This window comes from Desulfovectis peckii (genome assembly GCF_055391705.1).
Genome location: NZ_AP042409.1, coordinates 649,983 through 666,088, shown reverse-complemented (window position 1 = coordinate 666,088; position 16,106 = coordinate 649,983). Strand labels below are relative to the sequence as shown.

Annotated in this window: 16 protein-coding genes; 9 read left to right on the top strand and 7 right to left on the bottom strand. The window is 43.0% G+C overall.

All coding sequences use genetic code 11. From position 1 onward, the window contains the following. The first annotated feature begins 70 nt into the window (after positions 1–70). Complete coding sequence (locus ACZ5NG_RS03300) at positions 71–742, top strand: amino acid ABC transporter permease (RefSeq protein ID WP_464252575.1); 672 nt, start codon at positions 71–73, stop codon at positions 740–742. A gap of 18 nt (positions 743–760) precedes the next feature. Next, on the top strand, positions 761–1,516 hold the full coding sequence (gene ehuA, locus ACZ5NG_RS03295) for an ectoine/hydroxyectoine ABC transporter ATP-binding protein EhuA (protein ID WP_464252574.1): 756 nt from the start codon (positions 761–763) through the stop codon (positions 1,514–1,516). A 439-nt stretch (positions 1,517–1,955) separates the two neighbouring features. Here ehuA and ACZ5NG_RS03290 read toward each other — a convergent pair whose 3' ends face one another. Further along, positions 1,956–3,305 (bottom strand): glucose-6-phosphate isomerase, encoded by a 1,350-nt coding sequence (locus ACZ5NG_RS03290; RefSeq protein ID WP_464252573.1) that lies wholly within the window; start codon positions 3,303–3,305, stop codon positions 1,956–1,958. A 493-nt stretch (positions 3,306–3,798) separates the two neighbouring features. On the opposite strand from ACZ5NG_RS03290, the gene ACZ5NG_RS03285 reads away from it, so the two are divergent. Beyond that, positions 3,799–4,026, top strand: a complete 228-nt coding sequence (locus ACZ5NG_RS03285; RefSeq protein ID WP_464252572.1) for a hypothetical protein — start codon at positions 3,799–3,801, stop codon at positions 4,024–4,026. Here the strand turns inward: ACZ5NG_RS03285 and ACZ5NG_RS03280 are convergent. The 4 genes from ACZ5NG_RS03280 to glgP form a co-directional block, all read right to left on the bottom strand. Next, positions 4,023–4,487, bottom strand: coding sequence for a YaiI/YqxD family protein (locus tag ACZ5NG_RS03280; RefSeq protein WP_464252571.1), 465 nt, complete (start codon positions 4,485–4,487; stop codon positions 4,023–4,025). The two genes, ACZ5NG_RS03285 and ACZ5NG_RS03280, sit on opposite strands and share 4 nt — an antisense overlap. Positions 4,488–4,492: 5 nt before the next feature. Beyond that, on the bottom strand, positions 4,493–6,319 hold the full coding sequence (gene typA / locus ACZ5NG_RS03275) for a translational GTPase TypA (protein ID WP_464252570.1): 1,827 nt from the start codon (positions 6,317–6,319) through the stop codon (positions 4,493–4,495). Positions 6,320–6,524: 205 nt separating this feature from the next. Further along, the gene (gene gdhA, locus ACZ5NG_RS03270) at positions 6,525–7,859 is read right to left on the bottom strand and encodes an NADP-specific glutamate dehydrogenase (RefSeq protein ID WP_464252569.1); all 1,335 of its coding nucleotides are present in this window, start codon (positions 7,857–7,859) and stop codon (positions 6,525–6,527) included. A gap of 218 nt (positions 7,860–8,077) precedes the next feature. Continuing rightward, a complete protein-coding gene (glgP, locus tag ACZ5NG_RS03265; RefSeq protein ID WP_464252568.1) occupies positions 8,078–10,621 on the bottom strand; it encodes an alpha-glucan family phosphorylase in 2,544 nt (847 codons plus the stop codon). Between the two features lie 154 nt (positions 10,622–10,775). Between glgP and ACZ5NG_RS03260 the strand changes: the two genes are divergently transcribed. The 3 genes from ACZ5NG_RS03260 (at position 10,776) to ACZ5NG_RS03250 (ending at position 12,170) form a co-directional block, all read left to right on the top strand. After that, a complete protein-coding gene (locus tag ACZ5NG_RS03260) occupies positions 10,776–11,054 on the top strand; it encodes a hypothetical protein (RefSeq protein ID WP_464252567.1) in 279 nt (92 codons plus the stop codon). Positions 11,055–11,165: 111 nt separating this feature from the next. Further along, positions 11,166–11,777, top strand: coding sequence for a flavodoxin family protein (locus ACZ5NG_RS03255; protein ID WP_464252565.1), 612 nt, complete (start codon positions 11,166–11,168; stop codon positions 11,775–11,777). A gap of 57 nt (positions 11,778–11,834) precedes the next feature. Further along, complete coding sequence (locus ACZ5NG_RS03250; protein WP_464252564.1) at positions 11,835–12,170, top strand: hypothetical protein; 336 nt, start codon at positions 11,835–11,837, stop codon at positions 12,168–12,170. Between the two features lie 142 nt (positions 12,171–12,312). On the opposite strand, the gene ACZ5NG_RS03245 is transcribed toward ACZ5NG_RS03250, so the two are convergent. Beyond that, entirely contained in the window at positions 12,313–12,744 is a 432-nt protein-coding gene (locus ACZ5NG_RS03245; RefSeq protein WP_464252563.1) for a peptidylprolyl isomerase, read from the bottom strand. Positions 12,745–12,882: 138 nt separating this feature from the next. On the opposite strand from ACZ5NG_RS03245, the gene ACZ5NG_RS03240 reads away from it, so the two are divergent. Together ACZ5NG_RS03240 and pdaA are read left to right on the top strand one after the other, a co-directional pair. Beyond that, a complete protein-coding gene (locus tag ACZ5NG_RS03240; protein WP_464252562.1) occupies positions 12,883–13,431 on the top strand; it encodes a MarR family winged helix-turn-helix transcriptional regulator in 549 nt (182 codons plus the stop codon). Between the two features lie 115 nt (positions 13,432–13,546). Then, complete coding sequence (gene pdaA / locus ACZ5NG_RS03235; RefSeq protein ID WP_464252561.1) at positions 13,547–14,506, top strand: delta-lactam-biosynthetic de-N-acetylase; 960 nt, start codon at positions 13,547–13,549, stop codon at positions 14,504–14,506. Positions 14,507–14,816: 310 nt separating this feature from the next. On the opposite strand, the gene dmpI is transcribed toward pdaA, so the two are convergent. After that, positions 14,817–15,002 (bottom strand): 4-oxalocrotonate tautomerase DmpI, encoded by a 186-nt coding sequence (gene dmpI / locus ACZ5NG_RS03230; RefSeq protein ID WP_464252560.1) that lies wholly within the window; start codon positions 15,000–15,002, stop codon positions 14,817–14,819. Between the two features lie 115 nt (positions 15,003–15,117). Between dmpI and mnmL the strand changes: the two genes are divergently transcribed. Next, positions 15,118–16,086, top strand: a complete 969-nt coding sequence (gene mnmL / locus ACZ5NG_RS03225) for a tRNA modification radical SAM protein MnmL/YtqA (RefSeq protein ID WP_464252559.1) — start codon at positions 15,118–15,120, stop codon at positions 16,084–16,086. Positions 16,087–16,106: the final 20 nt, after the last annotated feature.

Here is a 16,106-nt window from a genome sequence, read left to right as displayed (position 1 = left end):
GTATTATCGCGCCCTAAAAAACTTTAGACGCTAAAAGATCAAAACTTAAAGCCATAGGCGGGGTGTAAATATGCAAATCGGTCCACTGGATATAGAATTTTTGTCAAAAATATTGCCTCCCCTTTTACAAGCATCATTAATAACCCTTGAATTAACCGTAAAAGCTGTTTTTTATGGAACAATAATCGGCTTAATTATTGCATTAATGAAAATATCCGGCTTTAGAATTTTACAAGCAATAGGCGGTTTTTATACTTGGGTAATCCGCGGCATTCCGCTGTTAGTGCAGTTATATATCATTTATTACGGCCTGCCCCACGCAGGAATTCAACTGGATGCCAAACCGGCGGCAATTTTAGGTTTAAGTATTTGCGGCGGCGCTTATATTGCAGAAATCATTCGCGCCGGCATTCAGTCAATTGACAAAGGACAAATGGAAGCGGCACTGTCACTGGGCATGTCTTATGCCCAGGCAATGCGCCGTATAATTTTGCCTCAAACTTACAGACGCCTGATTCCCCCCATGGGCAACGAATTTATTGCCTTAATGAAAGACACTTCACTGGTTTCGATTATCAGTATGGTTGAGCTTACCCGCCAGGGACAGCTGTTTAATACCACCTATGCCCGCTCGCTGGAAATTTATTTAACTGTTGGGGCTATATATTTAATGATGACTACGGTATTTATTTATATCCTTAATCGTCTAGAAAAACGTTTGGCCATATCGGAAGAAGCTTAACGGGAGGTTTATTTCTGTATGATTGTTGCTGAAAATATATGTAAAAGCTTTGGTAAGCTTCAAGTGCTAAAAGATGTCAGCCTTACCGTTAAACAAGGTGAAGTAGTGGTAATTATCGGCCCCAGTGGTTCCGGCAAGAGTACTTTTTTACGCTGCCTAAACTATTTAGAAACTATCGACAGCGGCTATATTACAGTGGATAATCAGCCGGTAGGTAAGGTCAGGCTACCTGACGGCCGCTTAGTTGATGATCAGCGCAAAAACGTTTATAAACTGCGCAGTCAAATTGGCATGGTGTTTCAACGGTTTAACCTGTTTCCGCACTTAACGGTATTGAAAAACGTAATGGAAGGTCCGGTTACGGTAAGTAAAATTCCCAAAGAAGAAGCAAAAAAAAGAGCAATGGAGTTGCTGGCCAAAGTAGGATTAGCCGATAAAGCCGATTGCTACCCTTCTCAGCTTTCCGGCGGACAGCAACAGCGGGTGGCAATTGCCCGTGCATTAGCCATGCAGCCAAAAGCAATGCTGTTTGACGAACCCACCAGTGCACTGGACCCGGAACTTGTGGGTGAGGTATTGGAAGTAATTAAAAATTTAGCCCGTGAAGGCATGACCATGGTGGTTGTTACTCATGAAATGGGATTTGCCCGGGAAGTTGCCGATCGGGTAATATTTATGGACGGGGGACGCATTTTGGAAGAAGCCACACCGGAAGTAATTTTTACTAACCCGAGACACCCCCGCACCAGAGAATTTTTAAGCAAGATTTTATAAGCTATTAACAGGCAGGCGTGTCCACCGGCCTATCGTAACGGTTTCATGGAAACTTTTGCAGGCTCCAAGTGTAGGGCACAGTCTTAACCGTTCCGTTATTGATAACAAGGGGTACGGTCAAGACTGTGCCCTAAAATTTTATTGATGACCGTTCAACGGTAAAGAACGATATATATGTCCGTACATTCCACACAGATGCCATGGAAGCCGGCCCCTACAACACACCGATAATCTTGCCTTTGGCCGTTTGGGCAGAGCTCTACCCCCGCCGGTGGATTAGCGCCGAGGACTGTTTGAGGAGCTTTGCTCCGAGTTCACTTTCATCTTAATTAAAAAATAAGGATGAAAGTACAGGCCGCCCGCCCGAAGGCGGCTTAGCCCCTTCATTTATATGTGCCGGCGTGTTTGCGAAACGTAAATGGCAAAACGGCTTCCGGCTTTACAGTCTTTTTTCCAGTTCCGCCTTTTCTTTTTCATAACCCGGCTTGCCCAATAAAGCAAACATATTGCGCTTATATGCCTCCACACCCGGCTGATTAAAGGGGTTTACCCCCAGCAAATAGCCGCTGATGCCGCAGGCTTTTTCAAAAAAGTATACCATTTGCCCGTAATAATACTCGTTAATTTGCGGCACGTGCACAACCAAATTAGGCACCCCTCCGTCAGCATGGGCCAGCATGGTACCTTGAAAAGCTTTTTGGTTGACATAATCCATAGTTTTGCCGCTTAAAAAGTTTAAACCGTCTATATTTTCGGGATCGTCGGTTAAAGTTATATCTTCATTAGGCGCTTCGATATGAATTACCGTTTCAAATATATTGCGTAAGCCGTCTTGAATGTACTGTCCCAGAGAATGTAAATCCGTGGTGAAATTTACTGCCGCCGGAAAAACTCCTTTTTGATCTTTTCCTTCACTCTCGCCAAATAACTGCTTCCACCACTCTGCAAAGTAATGCAGTGTCGGCTCATAATTCACCAAAATTTCCGTTGTCCGGCCCTTTCTGTACAGAGCATTGCGCACTGCCGCATACTGATAGCAGTGATTTTTATCAATATCCGCACTTTGATATTTGCTGCATGCATCTGCCGCCCCGGCCATAATGCTGTCTATATCCGCGCCGCTTGCCGCAATGGGCAAAAGGCCTACTGCAGTCAGTACCGAGTAGCGGCCGCCGATATCATCGGGAATGACAAAAGTTTCGTAACCCCGCTCATTTGCTAACTTTTTTAAAGCTCCCTTTTCTTTATCAGTGGTAGCGTAAATTCTCTTGCTTGCCTCATCCTTGCCATATTTCTTTTCCAATAGTTCTCTGAATAGGCGAAAGGCTACCGCTGATTCAGTGGTGGTTCCGGATTTGGAAACAACATTGACACAAATATCCTTATCGGCCAACACTTCTAACAGCTGCAGATGATAACGTGCACTCATATTGTTACCGGCAAAATAAATTTCCGGAGCCTTGCGCCGCCCTTTCGGCAGTTGGTTATGAAAAGCATGTCCTAACATTTCAATGGCAGAACGTGCCCCCAAATAAGAACCGCCAATACCGATTACCACTAACGCATCACAATCTGCTTTAATCCGCTCGGCAGCTTGTTTAATGCGGTTGTATTCTTCCCGGTCATAATTAAGCGGCCAATCTACCCAGCCGGCATATTCTCTCCCTGCCCCGGTTTTATTATGTAGCATTTCATGTGCAGTTCTTACCTGCGGCGCCAAATTAAAAATTTCATGTTCTTCAATAAAGGCCAAAGCCTTAGAGTAATCAAAGCGCACTTGTTTATACAATTTTCCGCCCCCTTAATAGTTCTTAATTATATATATCCGCTAAATTAAGTCCTATACCCGCTATACAGTGTTCTTCCGAATCATTTATTTATGTAAACCCTTAAAAAATAATAATTACTTATATTTTAACATTACGTGCAGATAAATCCTTGAAATTTATTATAAAATAATATAAAATATATTACCGTTTTAAATTTGCTGTAGTATAATTATCGGAAATCTATAAGGAGGTGAAGCTATGCGCCGAGAATTAATCGAAGAAATTCTGCGAGACATCGGTCTGGAAAAATTGGAAGAAGACAATGAAAATTATATGGCCAAAGAAAATGAACAATAAGGAGGTCCGCTAAGTTGTCCCATTCCGTATTCCAAAAGGACTAAGCCGGAGGTTAGGAGCAAAAAATTTCTACCTCCGGCTTAGTGAGTTTTTAGGGCAGATATGATAAAATGTTTTGCATGCGTACAGATATTTTCTGAAAGGGTTGATATATACATGAGTGGTAAAAAACCGGAAATTAACACGCCTTATGAAGTGGGTGATTTAGTTGTTTACCTAATTGATGAAGGTACCGCCAACGTCATCGACTATGATTGCCGCTATGAATTAACTACTACCCCAACCAGCTGCAATTGCTGTACTTTTATATTCCGTTCCCGCTTCAGCCCCGACTTTCAATGCCGGCATATTAAAGCTTTGCGCACCGTCCTTGGCTTGGACTAGTCAAGGGCATTTTTATTTTTCATTTCGTTAATCAATCCCATTAGTGCTGCGGCAAAACGCAAATCATCTTGATTAGTTCTTTTATGCGGCCCTTTGGTTCGCCTGCCCGAGCGGCGCAGTTTTGCCTTTATCTCCCGCTCTTCCAGTAAAAAATCTATCGTCTCGTTGCGAAAAATTCTACCCTTAGGCGATATTGCCGCCGCGCCTTTCCCCAAAACCAGCGCGGCCAGTCCCCAATCCTGAGTAACTACAATGTCTCCCGGTGCACACAGATTTACAATGCGCAGATCGGCTTCCTGTGAATCACCGCCAACCACAATATGGTTTGGGGAATCAATTTGATGATTAAAGTTAGCTACCGTCCACAGTTGATAATTATTTTCCGCCGCTAACTTTTTGCAAATTTGCAGCACAGTCTTCGGACAGGCGTCCGCATCAACCACAATCTTTAAGCTGTCCATTTTGTTTACGCCGACCGGCCGGATTTTCTCGCTTTTTCCCGTGCTTCTTTGCTTAGATATTTCTTCCGCAGGCGCAAACTGGTGGGAGTTATTTCCAGCAATTCATCATCCCCTAAGTATTCCAGTGCATCCTCCAGACTTAATTTGCGCGGCTCATCCAAGCGTAATGCCGCCTCCGCGGTACTGGATCTCAAATTGTTCAGGTGTTTTTTCTTGCAAACATTAATCTCCAAATCATGTTCACGGGAATGTTCACCGACAATCATTCCGGCATATACTTTAGTTCCCGGCTCAATAAACAATACTCCCCTGTCCTGTGCCCCATGCAAGCCGTAAACGGTAGCTTCACCGGTTTCATAGGCAATCAATACCCCTTGGTGTCGGCGGTTGATTTCACCCTTATATGGCTCATAACCATAAAATTCATGGTTCATTACACCATGCCCTCTGGTTTCGGTAAGCAGTTGGGTGCGGAAACCAATCAATCCCCGGGCGGGTATTTTAAATTCCAGCCGCAGCTGACCGCCGCCCATGTTGGTCATATTTAGCATTTCTGCTTTCCGGTTGCCTAATATTTCCATCACCGGCCCCATTTTATCCTCCGGGATATCTACATACAGCTTCTCCATTGGCTCTTTTAATACGCCATCTTCCCTTTTAAAGATCACTTCCGGTTTGGAAACAGCCAACTCATAACCTTCACGGCGCATCGTTTCAATTAAAATTGATAGGTGCAATTCGCCCCGGCCGGCAACTTCAAAACAATCGGGGCTTTCAGTATCGCTAACCCTTAAACTGACATTTTTCTCTGTTTCTTTATATAAACGTGCCCTAATTTCCCGGGAAGTAACATATTTACCTTCTTTGCCGGCAAAGGGACTGTCATTAACCATAAAATTCATTTTTAATGTCGGTTCATCAATAGAAATCGGGGGCAGCTGTTCGGGCTGATCTTTATCAGCCACGGTATCACCAATTCTCACATCCTCCAATCCGGTAAAAGCAACAATTTCACCGAACGGGGCTTGTTTAATTTCCTCCCGTTTCAACCCTTCAAAAGAATAAAGCCGACCCAGCTTTGCCGGCACCACCGTACCGTCATGGCGAATTAAAGCTACCTGCTGGCCCGATTTTATTACACCCCGTTGTACCCGACCTATCGCCATACGGCCTTGATAAGAGTCATACTCGGTGTTATTTACCAAAAGCTGCAGCGGGCCGTCCGGGTCGCCCTCCGGCGCAGGTACGTGTTTAATAATCAAATCAAAGAGCGGACGCATATTTTCACCCGGTAGGTTTATGTCAAGAGTGGCAATACCGTTGCGAGCGGAAGCATAACATACCGGAAAATCCAGCTGTTCATCGTTGGCCTCCAGTTCAATAAACAATTCTAATATCTCATCCTCTACCTCTTTAACGCGGGCTTCCGGACGGTCAATTTTATTGATTACCACAATCGGTTTTAAGTTTAACTCCAATGCTTTGCGCAGTACATAGCGGGTCTGGGGCATCGGTCCTTCAAAAGCGTCTACCAGCAGCAGTACCCCGTCAACCATTTTTAATACCCGTTCTACTTCCCCGCCGAAATCAGCATGGCCGGGGGTATCAACAATGTTAATTTTAGTGTGGCCATAACGCACAGAAGTATTTTTAGCCAAAATGGTAATTCCCCGTTCCCGCTCTAAATCATTAGAATCTAAAATTCTTTCTTCAACCTGTTGATTTTCTCTAAAAAGTCCACTTTGCCTAAGCAAGCTGTCCACCAGCGTCGTTTTGCCGTGATCTACGTGGGCAATAATTGCTATGTTGCGAATACTCTCGTTTCTGCTCATTTCTGTTTTCCTCCCAAATTAAAGCCACGCATAGTATAACAGGAATTTAAAAAGGCCACAACTTACTGCCGCTATTTTTATTTGACAGATTTTGAAATTTTTATTCGCTGTTACGCCGGTTAAAGTCTTTATTGGCTTAAAAAACTCACTGACCCTTTAAAACAGTCAGTGAGTTATTAAGCTACTTCTTTTTAGATTATTATTTTTAAACTACCCCTTGGGCTTTCATTGCTTCCGCAACTTTGACAAACCCGGCAATGTTTGCGCCGGCCACTAAGTTACCTTCCATTCCGTATTCCCTAGCTGCATTTGATGCGTTTTGATAGATATTCTTCATAATTTGTTGTAACTTGGCGTCAACCTCTTCAAAAGTCCATGAGTACCTCATACTGTTTTGGGTCATTTCTAAAGCCGATGTAGCCACGCCACCGGCATTGGCCGCTTTGGCCGGTCCGAAAAGCACCTTGTTTTCTTGAAATACTTTAATTGCTCCCGGAGTAGAAGGCATGTTTGCCCCCTCACCCACCGCCATTACATTGTTAGCTACTAATTGCTTAGCGCTATCTTCATCTAACTCGTTTTGAGTAGCACATGGGAGGGCAATATCACATTTTATTGACCAAATGTCTTTGGAATTGTCCCCTACTTTTACACCGGGTTTTTCTTTAGCGTATTCGCTAATGCGTTTTCTTTCTACTTCTTTTAACCTTTTGATGATTGTCAAATCTATACCGTCGGGATCGTATATGTAAGCGCTGGAATCCGACATAGCGACTACTTTAGCGCCTAATGATTGCGCTTTTTCCGCAGCGTAAATGGCCACATTGCCGGAGCCGGAAATAACAACAGTTTTACCGGCCAGCTGTTCTCCCTTTTCTTTTAACATTTCACTAACAAAATATATTAAGCCATAGCCGGTGGCTTCTTTTCTTACCAGAGAACCGCCGTAGGTTAAGCCCTTACCTGTTAGCACACCTTCAAATACGTTTTTCAAACGTTTGTATTGGCCGTACATATAGCCGATTTCCCTGGCCCCTACGCCAATATCACCTGCCGGCACGTCTGTGTCTGCCCCAATATATTTGCTAAGCTCAGTCATAAAGCTTTGGCAAAAACGCATAACTTCCCCGTCTGACTTCCCTTTCGGATCAAAATCACTGCCGCCTTTACCTCCGCCTATTGGCATGCCACATAAAGAATTCTTGAATATTTGCTCAAAGCCTAAAAACTTAATAATGCCTAAATTAACCGACGGGTGAAATCTTATGCCGCCTTTATACGGTCCGATTGCAGAGTTAAATTGTACTCTAAAGCCCCTGTTAACTTGTACTTTGCCATTGTCGTCAACCCAGGGTACGCGAAAAATTATTTGCCTTTCAGGTTCCACCAGTCTTTCAATAATACCCAGTTCGCGGTATTCCGGATTTTTTTCCAGCACCGGTTCTAATGATCTTAACACTTCCTCTACCGCTTGATGAAATTCCGGCTCATGGGGATTTCTCTTTTTAACCTGTTCTAAAACCTCTTCGATAAATGCCATTTTCTTACCTCCGTAATTATAAGCTTTTAACAATATATATCTTAATCCTAGGCAGTAAAGAAAACAATAGAAAATTATCAAAAAATACCAAAAAAGTAGCTTTCTTCTGCTTACCGGGCTTTTTTAAAAATTACATCGTCAGTCTCACGGCTATAATCACAGAAAAAAGGAGTACCGTTAATAGTACTCCCTGCTGAATAACATTTTTATTCAGGCAATTAAAAGTTAGGTGCCCAGCTTACCAGCGGCAGTTCAAATATGTTGGCAAAATAAGGGCTGCCCGGCCTTACTCTAATAGTGTAGCCATAGGTTCCCTGAGCTAATTCAATCTCTGCGCGGTAACGATGCAAACCTTCGGAAATTTGTTCCATATGCTCCATAGTAATCAACTTGATTTCTTCCAGGGTATTATCCACTTCCTGACCGCAGACAACTTCTACACAAACATCCTTATACCAAATCGGCCCCAGTTTAACTACCGCTTCTATTTCTAAGCGTTCGCCCACCAGCATATCATCTTTTCCCTTAGTTTCTACTGATTGCACTACTACCTGATGCCAATTTTCCTGCATAAACTGTTTAAATTCCTTTACCTTAGCGGCTACTTCATAGTTGTTTTGGCTGAACTCTAACCAACGCCGAATACAGTTTACATAATATTTTTCGGTATAATCCTTAACCATTCGTTCAGTGCTGAATTCCCAAGGTATGCTGCTTAAACAAGATTTCACTCTTTTCAGCCAGTGAGGAGAGATCCCGTTTTTGCGATCATAATAATCGGGAATCACCACTTCTTCCAAAACTGAATAAAGGTAATAAGCATCATCCCGATCCTGTTCCTCTTCATTGGGATACTCTTTATCCTCGCCGACGGCAAAGCCGTTTTCGCCGTTATAGCCCTCCGGCCACCAGCCATCCAACACACTGCAGTTTAGTACACCGTTAACCCCGGCTTTCATGCCGCTGGTACCGCTTGCCTCCATTGGATACCTTGGAGTATTAAGCCACACATCTACTCCTTGCACCAAATACCGGGCCATATTGATATCGTAATTTTCCAAGAAAACTATTTTCCCTTTAAAGGGTTCTTCGTTAGACAAATCATAAATTTGCTTAATTAATTCTTTGCCCGGCTGATCGGCCGGATGGGCTTTTCCGGCATAGATTATTTGCACCGGCCGTTCCGGATCATTTAACAGCCTGGCCAGGCGCTGTTTATCTTTAAACAATAAAGTTGCCCGCTTATAGGTAGCAAAGCGTCTGGCAAAGCCAATGGTCAGCGCATCGGGATTTAGATAATTGTCTACTTCCATGATCTTTTTAATCGATTCCTTGTTGCGTCGCCTTTGTTCTTTAAGATTTTGCCGAACATATTCTATTGTCTTTTTCTTTAAATGCTTGTGCACTTCCCAAAGCGTATCGTCCGGAATATCTTTGATCTTACTCCAAGTGCTTTCTTCAGATATATGCTGCTCCCAGTCACTGCCCAAATATTTGCTGAACAGCTCGGCAAGTTCCGGAGCCAGCCACGTTTTGGTATGCACGCCGTTTGTAATGGAACCAATCGGCACTTCTTCCAACGGAATCGGTTTATAAATATAGTGAAACATTTTACGGGATACTTCTCCGTGCAATTTGCTAACCCCGTTGGCATATGCCGAACAGTTCAAGGCCAAAAGAGTCATGTTAAACCCCTGGCTGCCGGCAGCAGTACCTAATTTCATAAAATCTTCCTTGCTCATGCCCATCTCGGTGTAAAACGGATGCAGATAGCGTTCCACCATATCAAAGTCAAAAATATCATGTCCGGCCGGTACCGGGGTATGCGTCGTAAACAAAGTATTTGATTTAACCGCCTCTTTGGCGGTAGCCAGGGGCACACCCTGTGATACCAGCTCACGAATACGCTCTACGCATAAAAGAGCGGCGTGCCCTTCATTTACGTGCCAGGCAAAGGGATTAAACCCTAAAGCGCGCAGTGCTCTCACACCGCCTATTCCTAAAATTATCTCCTGAGAAATGCGCATGTCTTTACCGCCGCCGTAAAGCTGGCCGGTTAGCATGCGATCCTGCTGGCTGTTCATTTGAATGTCGGCATCTAACAAATAAATTGAAACAACTCCCACATTGACCTTCCATACTTTTAAATAAACTTTGCGACCGGGAAAGTCCATTGGGATGATCACATCTTTGCCCTGTTCATCTACCACCGGTTTAATCGGCATCTCCGCAAAGTTTAAACAGGGGTACTCTGACTGCTGCCAGCCATCACTATTCAGTCGTTGAGTAAAATAGCCATGCTTATATAACAGCCCTACCCCCACAAAAGGCAAGCCTAAATCACTGGCCGCTTTGGTGTGGTCACCGGATAACAATCCTAAGCCTCCGGAATAAATCGGCAGGGACTCGTGCAGGCCAAACTCTGCCGAAAAGTAAGCAATCACTTGCCCATTGTGGTTGGGATACTGCCTTTGGAACCACTTTTCCTCATGCATATAACGATCAAAATCGTCAATTACCGCATCATACTCGGCCAAGAAATGAGGATCGTTAGCGGCAGCGTCTAATTCTTCCTGTTGCACATTAATTAAAAAGCGCACCGGATTGTGATACATTGCTTCCCACAGGGATTCATTAATTATGCGGAATAAGCCGGTTGCCCTGGGGTTCCAACTAAACCAGAAGTTGTAAGCTATTTCCTGCAACCGACTTATTCTATCCGGCAATTTCGGATTGACTGTAACAGTTCTAAAATAATACATTTAGCTACCCTCCAGGCAATAGTATCCATAGTGATATATACATATGCTAGTTTTCCTATTTATATCGGCATCAATGCATTTTTATAGTTTTTTATATTTTACAAGGATTACTCTTAGCCAATGTCGAACCTTTCTAAAAACAGGAGGTGTTGTCATGACTTCTGCTACCGCTAAATTTAACAAAAGAAAAAAAATAAAGTTGCTGCTGTTGATTGATTACGGCTTGCAAGTAAAAAACAACGAGCTGACTATTGGCAACGATACCAAAAAAATTAAAATTACCGCTGCCAACGACAAGTTTTTTACCTGCGATTTAAACAGCGGTAATAAAAAGGAGTACACTCGCTTAAAAGATTTGGTAAATGATATAGATTTAGATATTTTAAATTACTACGATCAAAATATTTTCAAACATTATAATGAAATTAGATAATTTACCTTTGTATCTTTAAGCCATACAGCAGCAGATGTTAGTTTTATAAACCATTTTACACACCTCCGATTTTTGCCGGCAAAAATGCCCCATATTAGGAGATGGGTAGTTATGTATAGAAATAACTATATTCTTGGCATCTGCGGCACTCCACGGGTTGGTGGCAACAGTGAAATTATAATGAATAAAATAATGGAAGGGGCAAAATCCCAAGGGGCAATAACAGAAATAATTTATCTGCGCAATTTGCGCCTCAAACAGTGTATTGCCTGTGAAAGGTGCCGCACGGCCAGAGTGTGCCGGGCGCACAAAGACGATATGCAGCTTATTTACCCCAAAATAAAAGCCGCCCAAGGATTGGTGTTAGGATCACCAACGCATATTTACAACGTCAGCGCCCGCATGAAAATTTTTATCGACCGTTTGTATCCTTTTTATTATTTTAATCCTGAGAATCGTCAGGAATGGCACAGCTTGCTGCCTGCGGGGAAAAAAGCACTGCTTTTTACCGTATGCGAACAAAAAACGCCGGACAGTGCCGGGGTGACTATTCCGGCCATGCAGCTGCCTTTAGAGTCGCTGAACTATGAAGTCGTTCAAACCCTGACCTTTTATGGCTTTTTCCAAGCCGGAGCAGTCTTAAAGGATGAGGGGGTTTTGCAGGATTGCTTTGATGCCGGGGTTAACCTGGCAAAAAAAATATTGGCAGAAACCAACCAATAACAGAAAAAATTACCTAATTTGGCAGGAAAAATATATTCGATATCGTATACTAAGAATATGTGTAATGACATTTGGTATTTAGGACAAAACAACTGGGCAGTTTATACCGATGACAGCACTGTTGCCGAACAGCTGCACAAGCTGGAGGGTATGGAATTAATTGCCGCTTACTACCACGTAAAAAAACGCGGTATCCTTGCTGTGCAATTTGCCTTTTGCGACCCGGACAGCGCGCAACCGCTACTGGCCAAAGTATGCTCAATTATCGGGCTGGATTTAAAACGGGTAGCGGCAATGAAGTATAACGGCGAATATATTCCTTACTCGCGGAAGTATCGTCAAGGGGAAGGTCAATTGCAATTCGGCTTTAGCAAAAAGCCTATAAGCTTTTAATGCCAAAATCAGGGTGTGCCGCAAAACTGCTTTTCAGTAGTTAGCTGTACGCTTTTATTATGTTGTCGGTACCGTACAAAAGGGCTGAAGCACTGCAAGCCTTTGGCTTGCCGTGCAACAGCCCTTATTATTTTAATTAGTTTTACTCTTCTACTACCGTTACTTTATTCATTTTAGTGCCGGGTTTAATTTTATCTACTACATCCATTCCCTCCACAACCTGGCCGAATACGGTGTGCACGCCATCTAAGTGCGGCTGGGGCTCGAAACAAATAAAGAACTGACTGCCGCCGGTGTCTTTTCCCCGGTGAGCCATAGATACCGCACCACGAACATGTTTATTGGGGTTTCCTTCGGTTTCACACTTAATCGTATAGCCGGGACCGCCCATACCGGTTCCGTAAGGACAGCCACCTTGGGCAACAAAACCGGGAATCACACGGTGAAAAGTCAGCCCGTCATAAAATCCCTTTTTAATTAAGGATACAAAGTTTGCTACCGTACCTGGTGCGTCCTTTTCAAAAAGTTCTAAAACAATTTTTCCGTCATCGGTTTCAATAATCGCTTTTTTCAACAAAAACCCTCCTTTGCTTTATACATCTTAATTATAAACAGTTGGCTTTACAAATACTACCTTTAATTAACATTGACAGAATAATTTAACTCCATTAAACTCAAAATGTTAATGCATGCAACAAACGAGGTGAACTATATGAACAAAGACATGCAGCAGACCCGTAATTTGGCTGAACTGTTTGTTCGGATATTTAACCACATTAAAATTAACTCGTACAATCATCTCAATGAAGAAACCGAATTAACCCCTACCCAGCTCACGGCACTAAAGTATCTGAGTCAGCACAAACGCAATTTATTAAGCGATCTGGCCGCAGGACTAAATATCAGTAACGCTGCGGTAACAAAAATGACCGATCGCTTGGAGAAAAAAGGCTTGGTAAAAAGAGTGGATTTCGCAGAAGATCGGCGTGCAATTTCCCTGCAGTTAACTGAGCTGGGCAAAAACATAATTGAAAAAGCAGAACAGCAGGAAATAAAATCTTGGCAAAAGGTAATCGAACGCATGGATGAACAAAGAAGAAATGCGTTAATTCAAGGCATTATCGGTTTTATTCAAGCCGGTTTGGTTGATATTAAAGATTATAATGAAATTTGTTTAAAGTGCGGGATAAAACATAATGAACACTGTCTGCTGGAAAAAGCCAAAAACAAAAACGACACTATCTGCCGCTTGAAACAATAGAGCAGCTGCTGCACAGTGCAGCAGCTGTTTTTTTTATGTTAATATAACAAAAAAGTGTTATTCTTTAATACTTTTGTAATTATTAGTCGATATAATAGCCGTAGAGGTGATAAACATGAAAAAAGCGGTTATTCTGCTAATTGGCGCTGTTGTCTTAGGAATACTGGCAGTACTTAACCAATCCTTTTTTTTAGATAACAACCTCGCCCCGGTAAAAGGTGAAGAAAAAACACAGCAAGAAACGGCAGCCAAAAGTCAACTAAAACCGGAAACAGCTACCGAAAACCAACAAAAACCTGACCAAGAACAACCGATAAATTCAAACAATGACACAGAAAAACCGGCTGACAATCAACCTGTTCAGCCTGCAGATACAACAAGCGGGACATATGCCAACTATGATAACACCAAACACGGCTGGGGATTTACCCGCAACGATCAGCATCTTCCTCCTGATGTTGGTTGGATAGGCCCGGTAGTGGAAAAATACGGCGGCATGTATGTCGTTCACACCAATGAAAAAGTAGTTTACTTAACATTTGATGAAGGCTATGAAAACGGCCTAACAAGCCAAATTCTAGATACTTTAAGGGCCAATAACGTAAAAGCACACTTTTTTGTCACTTCCGGTTATGTAAAATCCAACCCGGAATTGGTAAAGCGCATAGTTAACGAGGGGCATGTATTGGGCAACCACTCGGTAAACCACCCCAGTCTGCCGACGCTGTCAGAGGAAAAAGTTATCCAAGAAATTAAGGGCTTAGAAGAACAAGTTAAACAGTTGACCAATTACGATATGTATTTATTCCGCCCGCCAATGGGTGAATGGAGCGAGCGCACGTTAAAAATTACCCAAGATTTGGGCTATAAAACTGTTTTTTGGAGCATGGCTTATCAGGATTGGCTGGTAGATCAGCAACAGGGTTGGCAACGGGCTTATAATCATGTAATGGCCAACGTGCACAACGGAGCGATAATTTTGCTGCATGCGGTGTCTTCAGACAACGCCGAGGCACTGGATAAAATCATAAAAGATTTAAAAGCGCAAGGTTACCGTTTTGGGTTATTACAGTAATCAGTGCGAGGTCAGCCTTTACATGTTATCGGTGATGTTTCTATTCTGCCGTTAATATAATTTTGCAACGTTTATCGTGTTTTCTTGTTGATTAGTTACCGTTTAACGTAAAGGCAGGAATACATGCCGCCTATTTAGTTCAATAGCAATGTTGTTTGTGGGCAGGGATGGAACCCTGCCCCTAATTTTTTCGGTTTTACCATTAACCTGTTGGGGAAGACCTCTCCATACCAGCCCGTTCTCACAATTGTAACGCCTCTATACGTCCGACCTGCTTGCCGGCCCCCAACCAACCTACCCCTAAATTTCTTTAGCCCTTCTTACTTAACATAACTCCACCGCTGCCCACATTATCGAGGTTGTTTTCTTTGATCAATACTACAAAAGCCTGCTCCGGAATGTTTAAAACAGAGCTGGCGGTTTTGGTAAATTCGGCAATTAATCTTTCCTTTTGCTGTTTATCCATTGTTCCCGCTTCAATAGTAATTATCGGCATTGCTCTATCCTCCGACACTTCAATGTGTTATCATTTAAGTAATATTATCTCCCCCGCTAAAGCTTTAATGAGAGCAAAAAATGGATATGATAATACATGTTAAGGAGTCAAAACCATGGCCGGACAAACACCGCGTTATCGCACTTACTCACAGTATTTACAACAAAAATTCGGTGAAAAGGTATATAAACTGCCGATTAACCTGGCAGGCAGCTGTCCTAATCGCGACGGCACCGTTGGCAGCGGCGGTTGCATATTTTGTGATGAAGAAGGCGCCGGTTTTCAGTGCCTGCCCAACACGCTGCCGGTACTTGAACAAATAACTGCCAACAAAGAATTTTTTAAGCAGCGATTTAATGCCAATAAATTTATTGCTTACTTTCAGGCTTTTACCAATACCTACCTGCCCCTGGAGCAATTTAAAAAGAACGTAACCGCAGCCGCCTCCGACCCGGACATTGTGGGCATTTCTATTTCCACCCGTCCTGACTGTGTTAACGACCGCTATCTGGATTTTTTGCTGCAATTGCAGCAGAACTGCAGCCGTCCACTGGAAATTGACATTGAATTAGGGCTGCAAACGGTAAACTACCATACCCTGCTGAAGGTTAACCGCGGCCACACATTAGCGGAATTTATCGATGCCGTTCGGCGGATCAAAGCCAGACAATTTGCTGTCTGTGCTCATCTAATTTTAAATCTCCCTTGGGATGACATTGTTGACGTAATTGAGAATGCTAAGCTATTATCCGCTTTAAAGGTGGATTATGTAAAGTTGCATTCGCTATACGTTGTAGAAAAAACTGAATTGGGTAAAATGTATCAGCGCGGCGAATTTACAATTATTTCTTTAGAGGAGTATATCCAACGTGTAGTCTGCTTTCTGGAATATTTAGACCCGGACATTGTCATACAACGCCTGGTGGGAAAGGGACCCCAGGAAAAAAGTCTTTTTTCCAACTGGGGCACCAGTTGGTGGCTAATTAAAAAAGGGATTGAAGAGCGTTTAACGGAGCTCGATACATATCAGGGAAAAAAATTTGACTATTTAAACGGCGCAGCGGTGCGCAAGCGATTTAAATAACAAACCTTGCGGGATGACAA

Excerpts from the sequence above, each read along its gene's own strand:
- ACZ5NG_RS03300 (WP_464252575.1), top strand. The coding sequence starts at position 71 with ATGCAAATCGGTCCACTGGATATAGAATTTTTGTCAAAAATATTGCCT.
- ehuA (WP_464252574.1), top strand. The coding sequence starts at position 761 with ATGATTGTTGCTGAAAATATATGTAAAAGCTTTGGTAAGCTTCAAGTG.
- ACZ5NG_RS03285 (WP_464252572.1), top strand. The coding sequence starts at position 3,799 with ATGAGTGGTAAAAAACCGGAAATTAACACGCCTTATGAAGTGGGTGAT.
- ACZ5NG_RS03280 (WP_464252571.1), bottom strand. The coding sequence starts at position 4,487 with ATGGACAGCTTAAAGATTGTGGTTGATGCGGACGCCTGTCCGAAGACT.
- typA (WP_464252570.1), bottom strand. The coding sequence starts at position 6,319 with ATGAGCAGAAACGAGAGTATTCGCAACATAGCAATTATTGCCCACGTA.
- gdhA (WP_464252569.1), bottom strand. The coding sequence starts at position 7,859 with ATGGCATTTATCGAAGAGGTTTTAGAACAGGTTAAAAAGAGAAATCCC.
- glgP (WP_464252568.1), bottom strand. The coding sequence starts at position 10,621 with ATGTATTATTTTAGAACTGTTACAGTCAATCCGAAATTGCCGGATAGA.
- ACZ5NG_RS03260 (WP_464252567.1), top strand. The coding sequence starts at position 10,776 with ATGACTTCTGCTACCGCTAAATTTAACAAAAGAAAAAAAATAAAGTTG.
- ACZ5NG_RS03255 (WP_464252565.1), top strand. The coding sequence starts at position 11,166 with ATGTATAGAAATAACTATATTCTTGGCATCTGCGGCACTCCACGGGTT.
- ACZ5NG_RS03250 (WP_464252564.1), top strand. The coding sequence starts at position 11,835 with ATGTGTAATGACATTTGGTATTTAGGACAAAACAACTGGGCAGTTTAT.
- ACZ5NG_RS03240 (WP_464252562.1), top strand. The coding sequence starts at position 12,883 with ATGAACAAAGACATGCAGCAGACCCGTAATTTGGCTGAACTGTTTGTT.
- pdaA (WP_464252561.1), top strand. The coding sequence starts at position 13,547 with ATGAAAAAAGCGGTTATTCTGCTAATTGGCGCTGTTGTCTTAGGAATA.
- dmpI (WP_464252560.1), bottom strand. The coding sequence starts at position 15,002 with ATGCCGATAATTACTATTGAAGCGGGAACAATGGATAAACAGCAAAAG.
- mnmL (WP_464252559.1), top strand. The coding sequence starts at position 15,118 with ATGGCCGGACAAACACCGCGTTATCGCACTTACTCACAGTATTTACAA.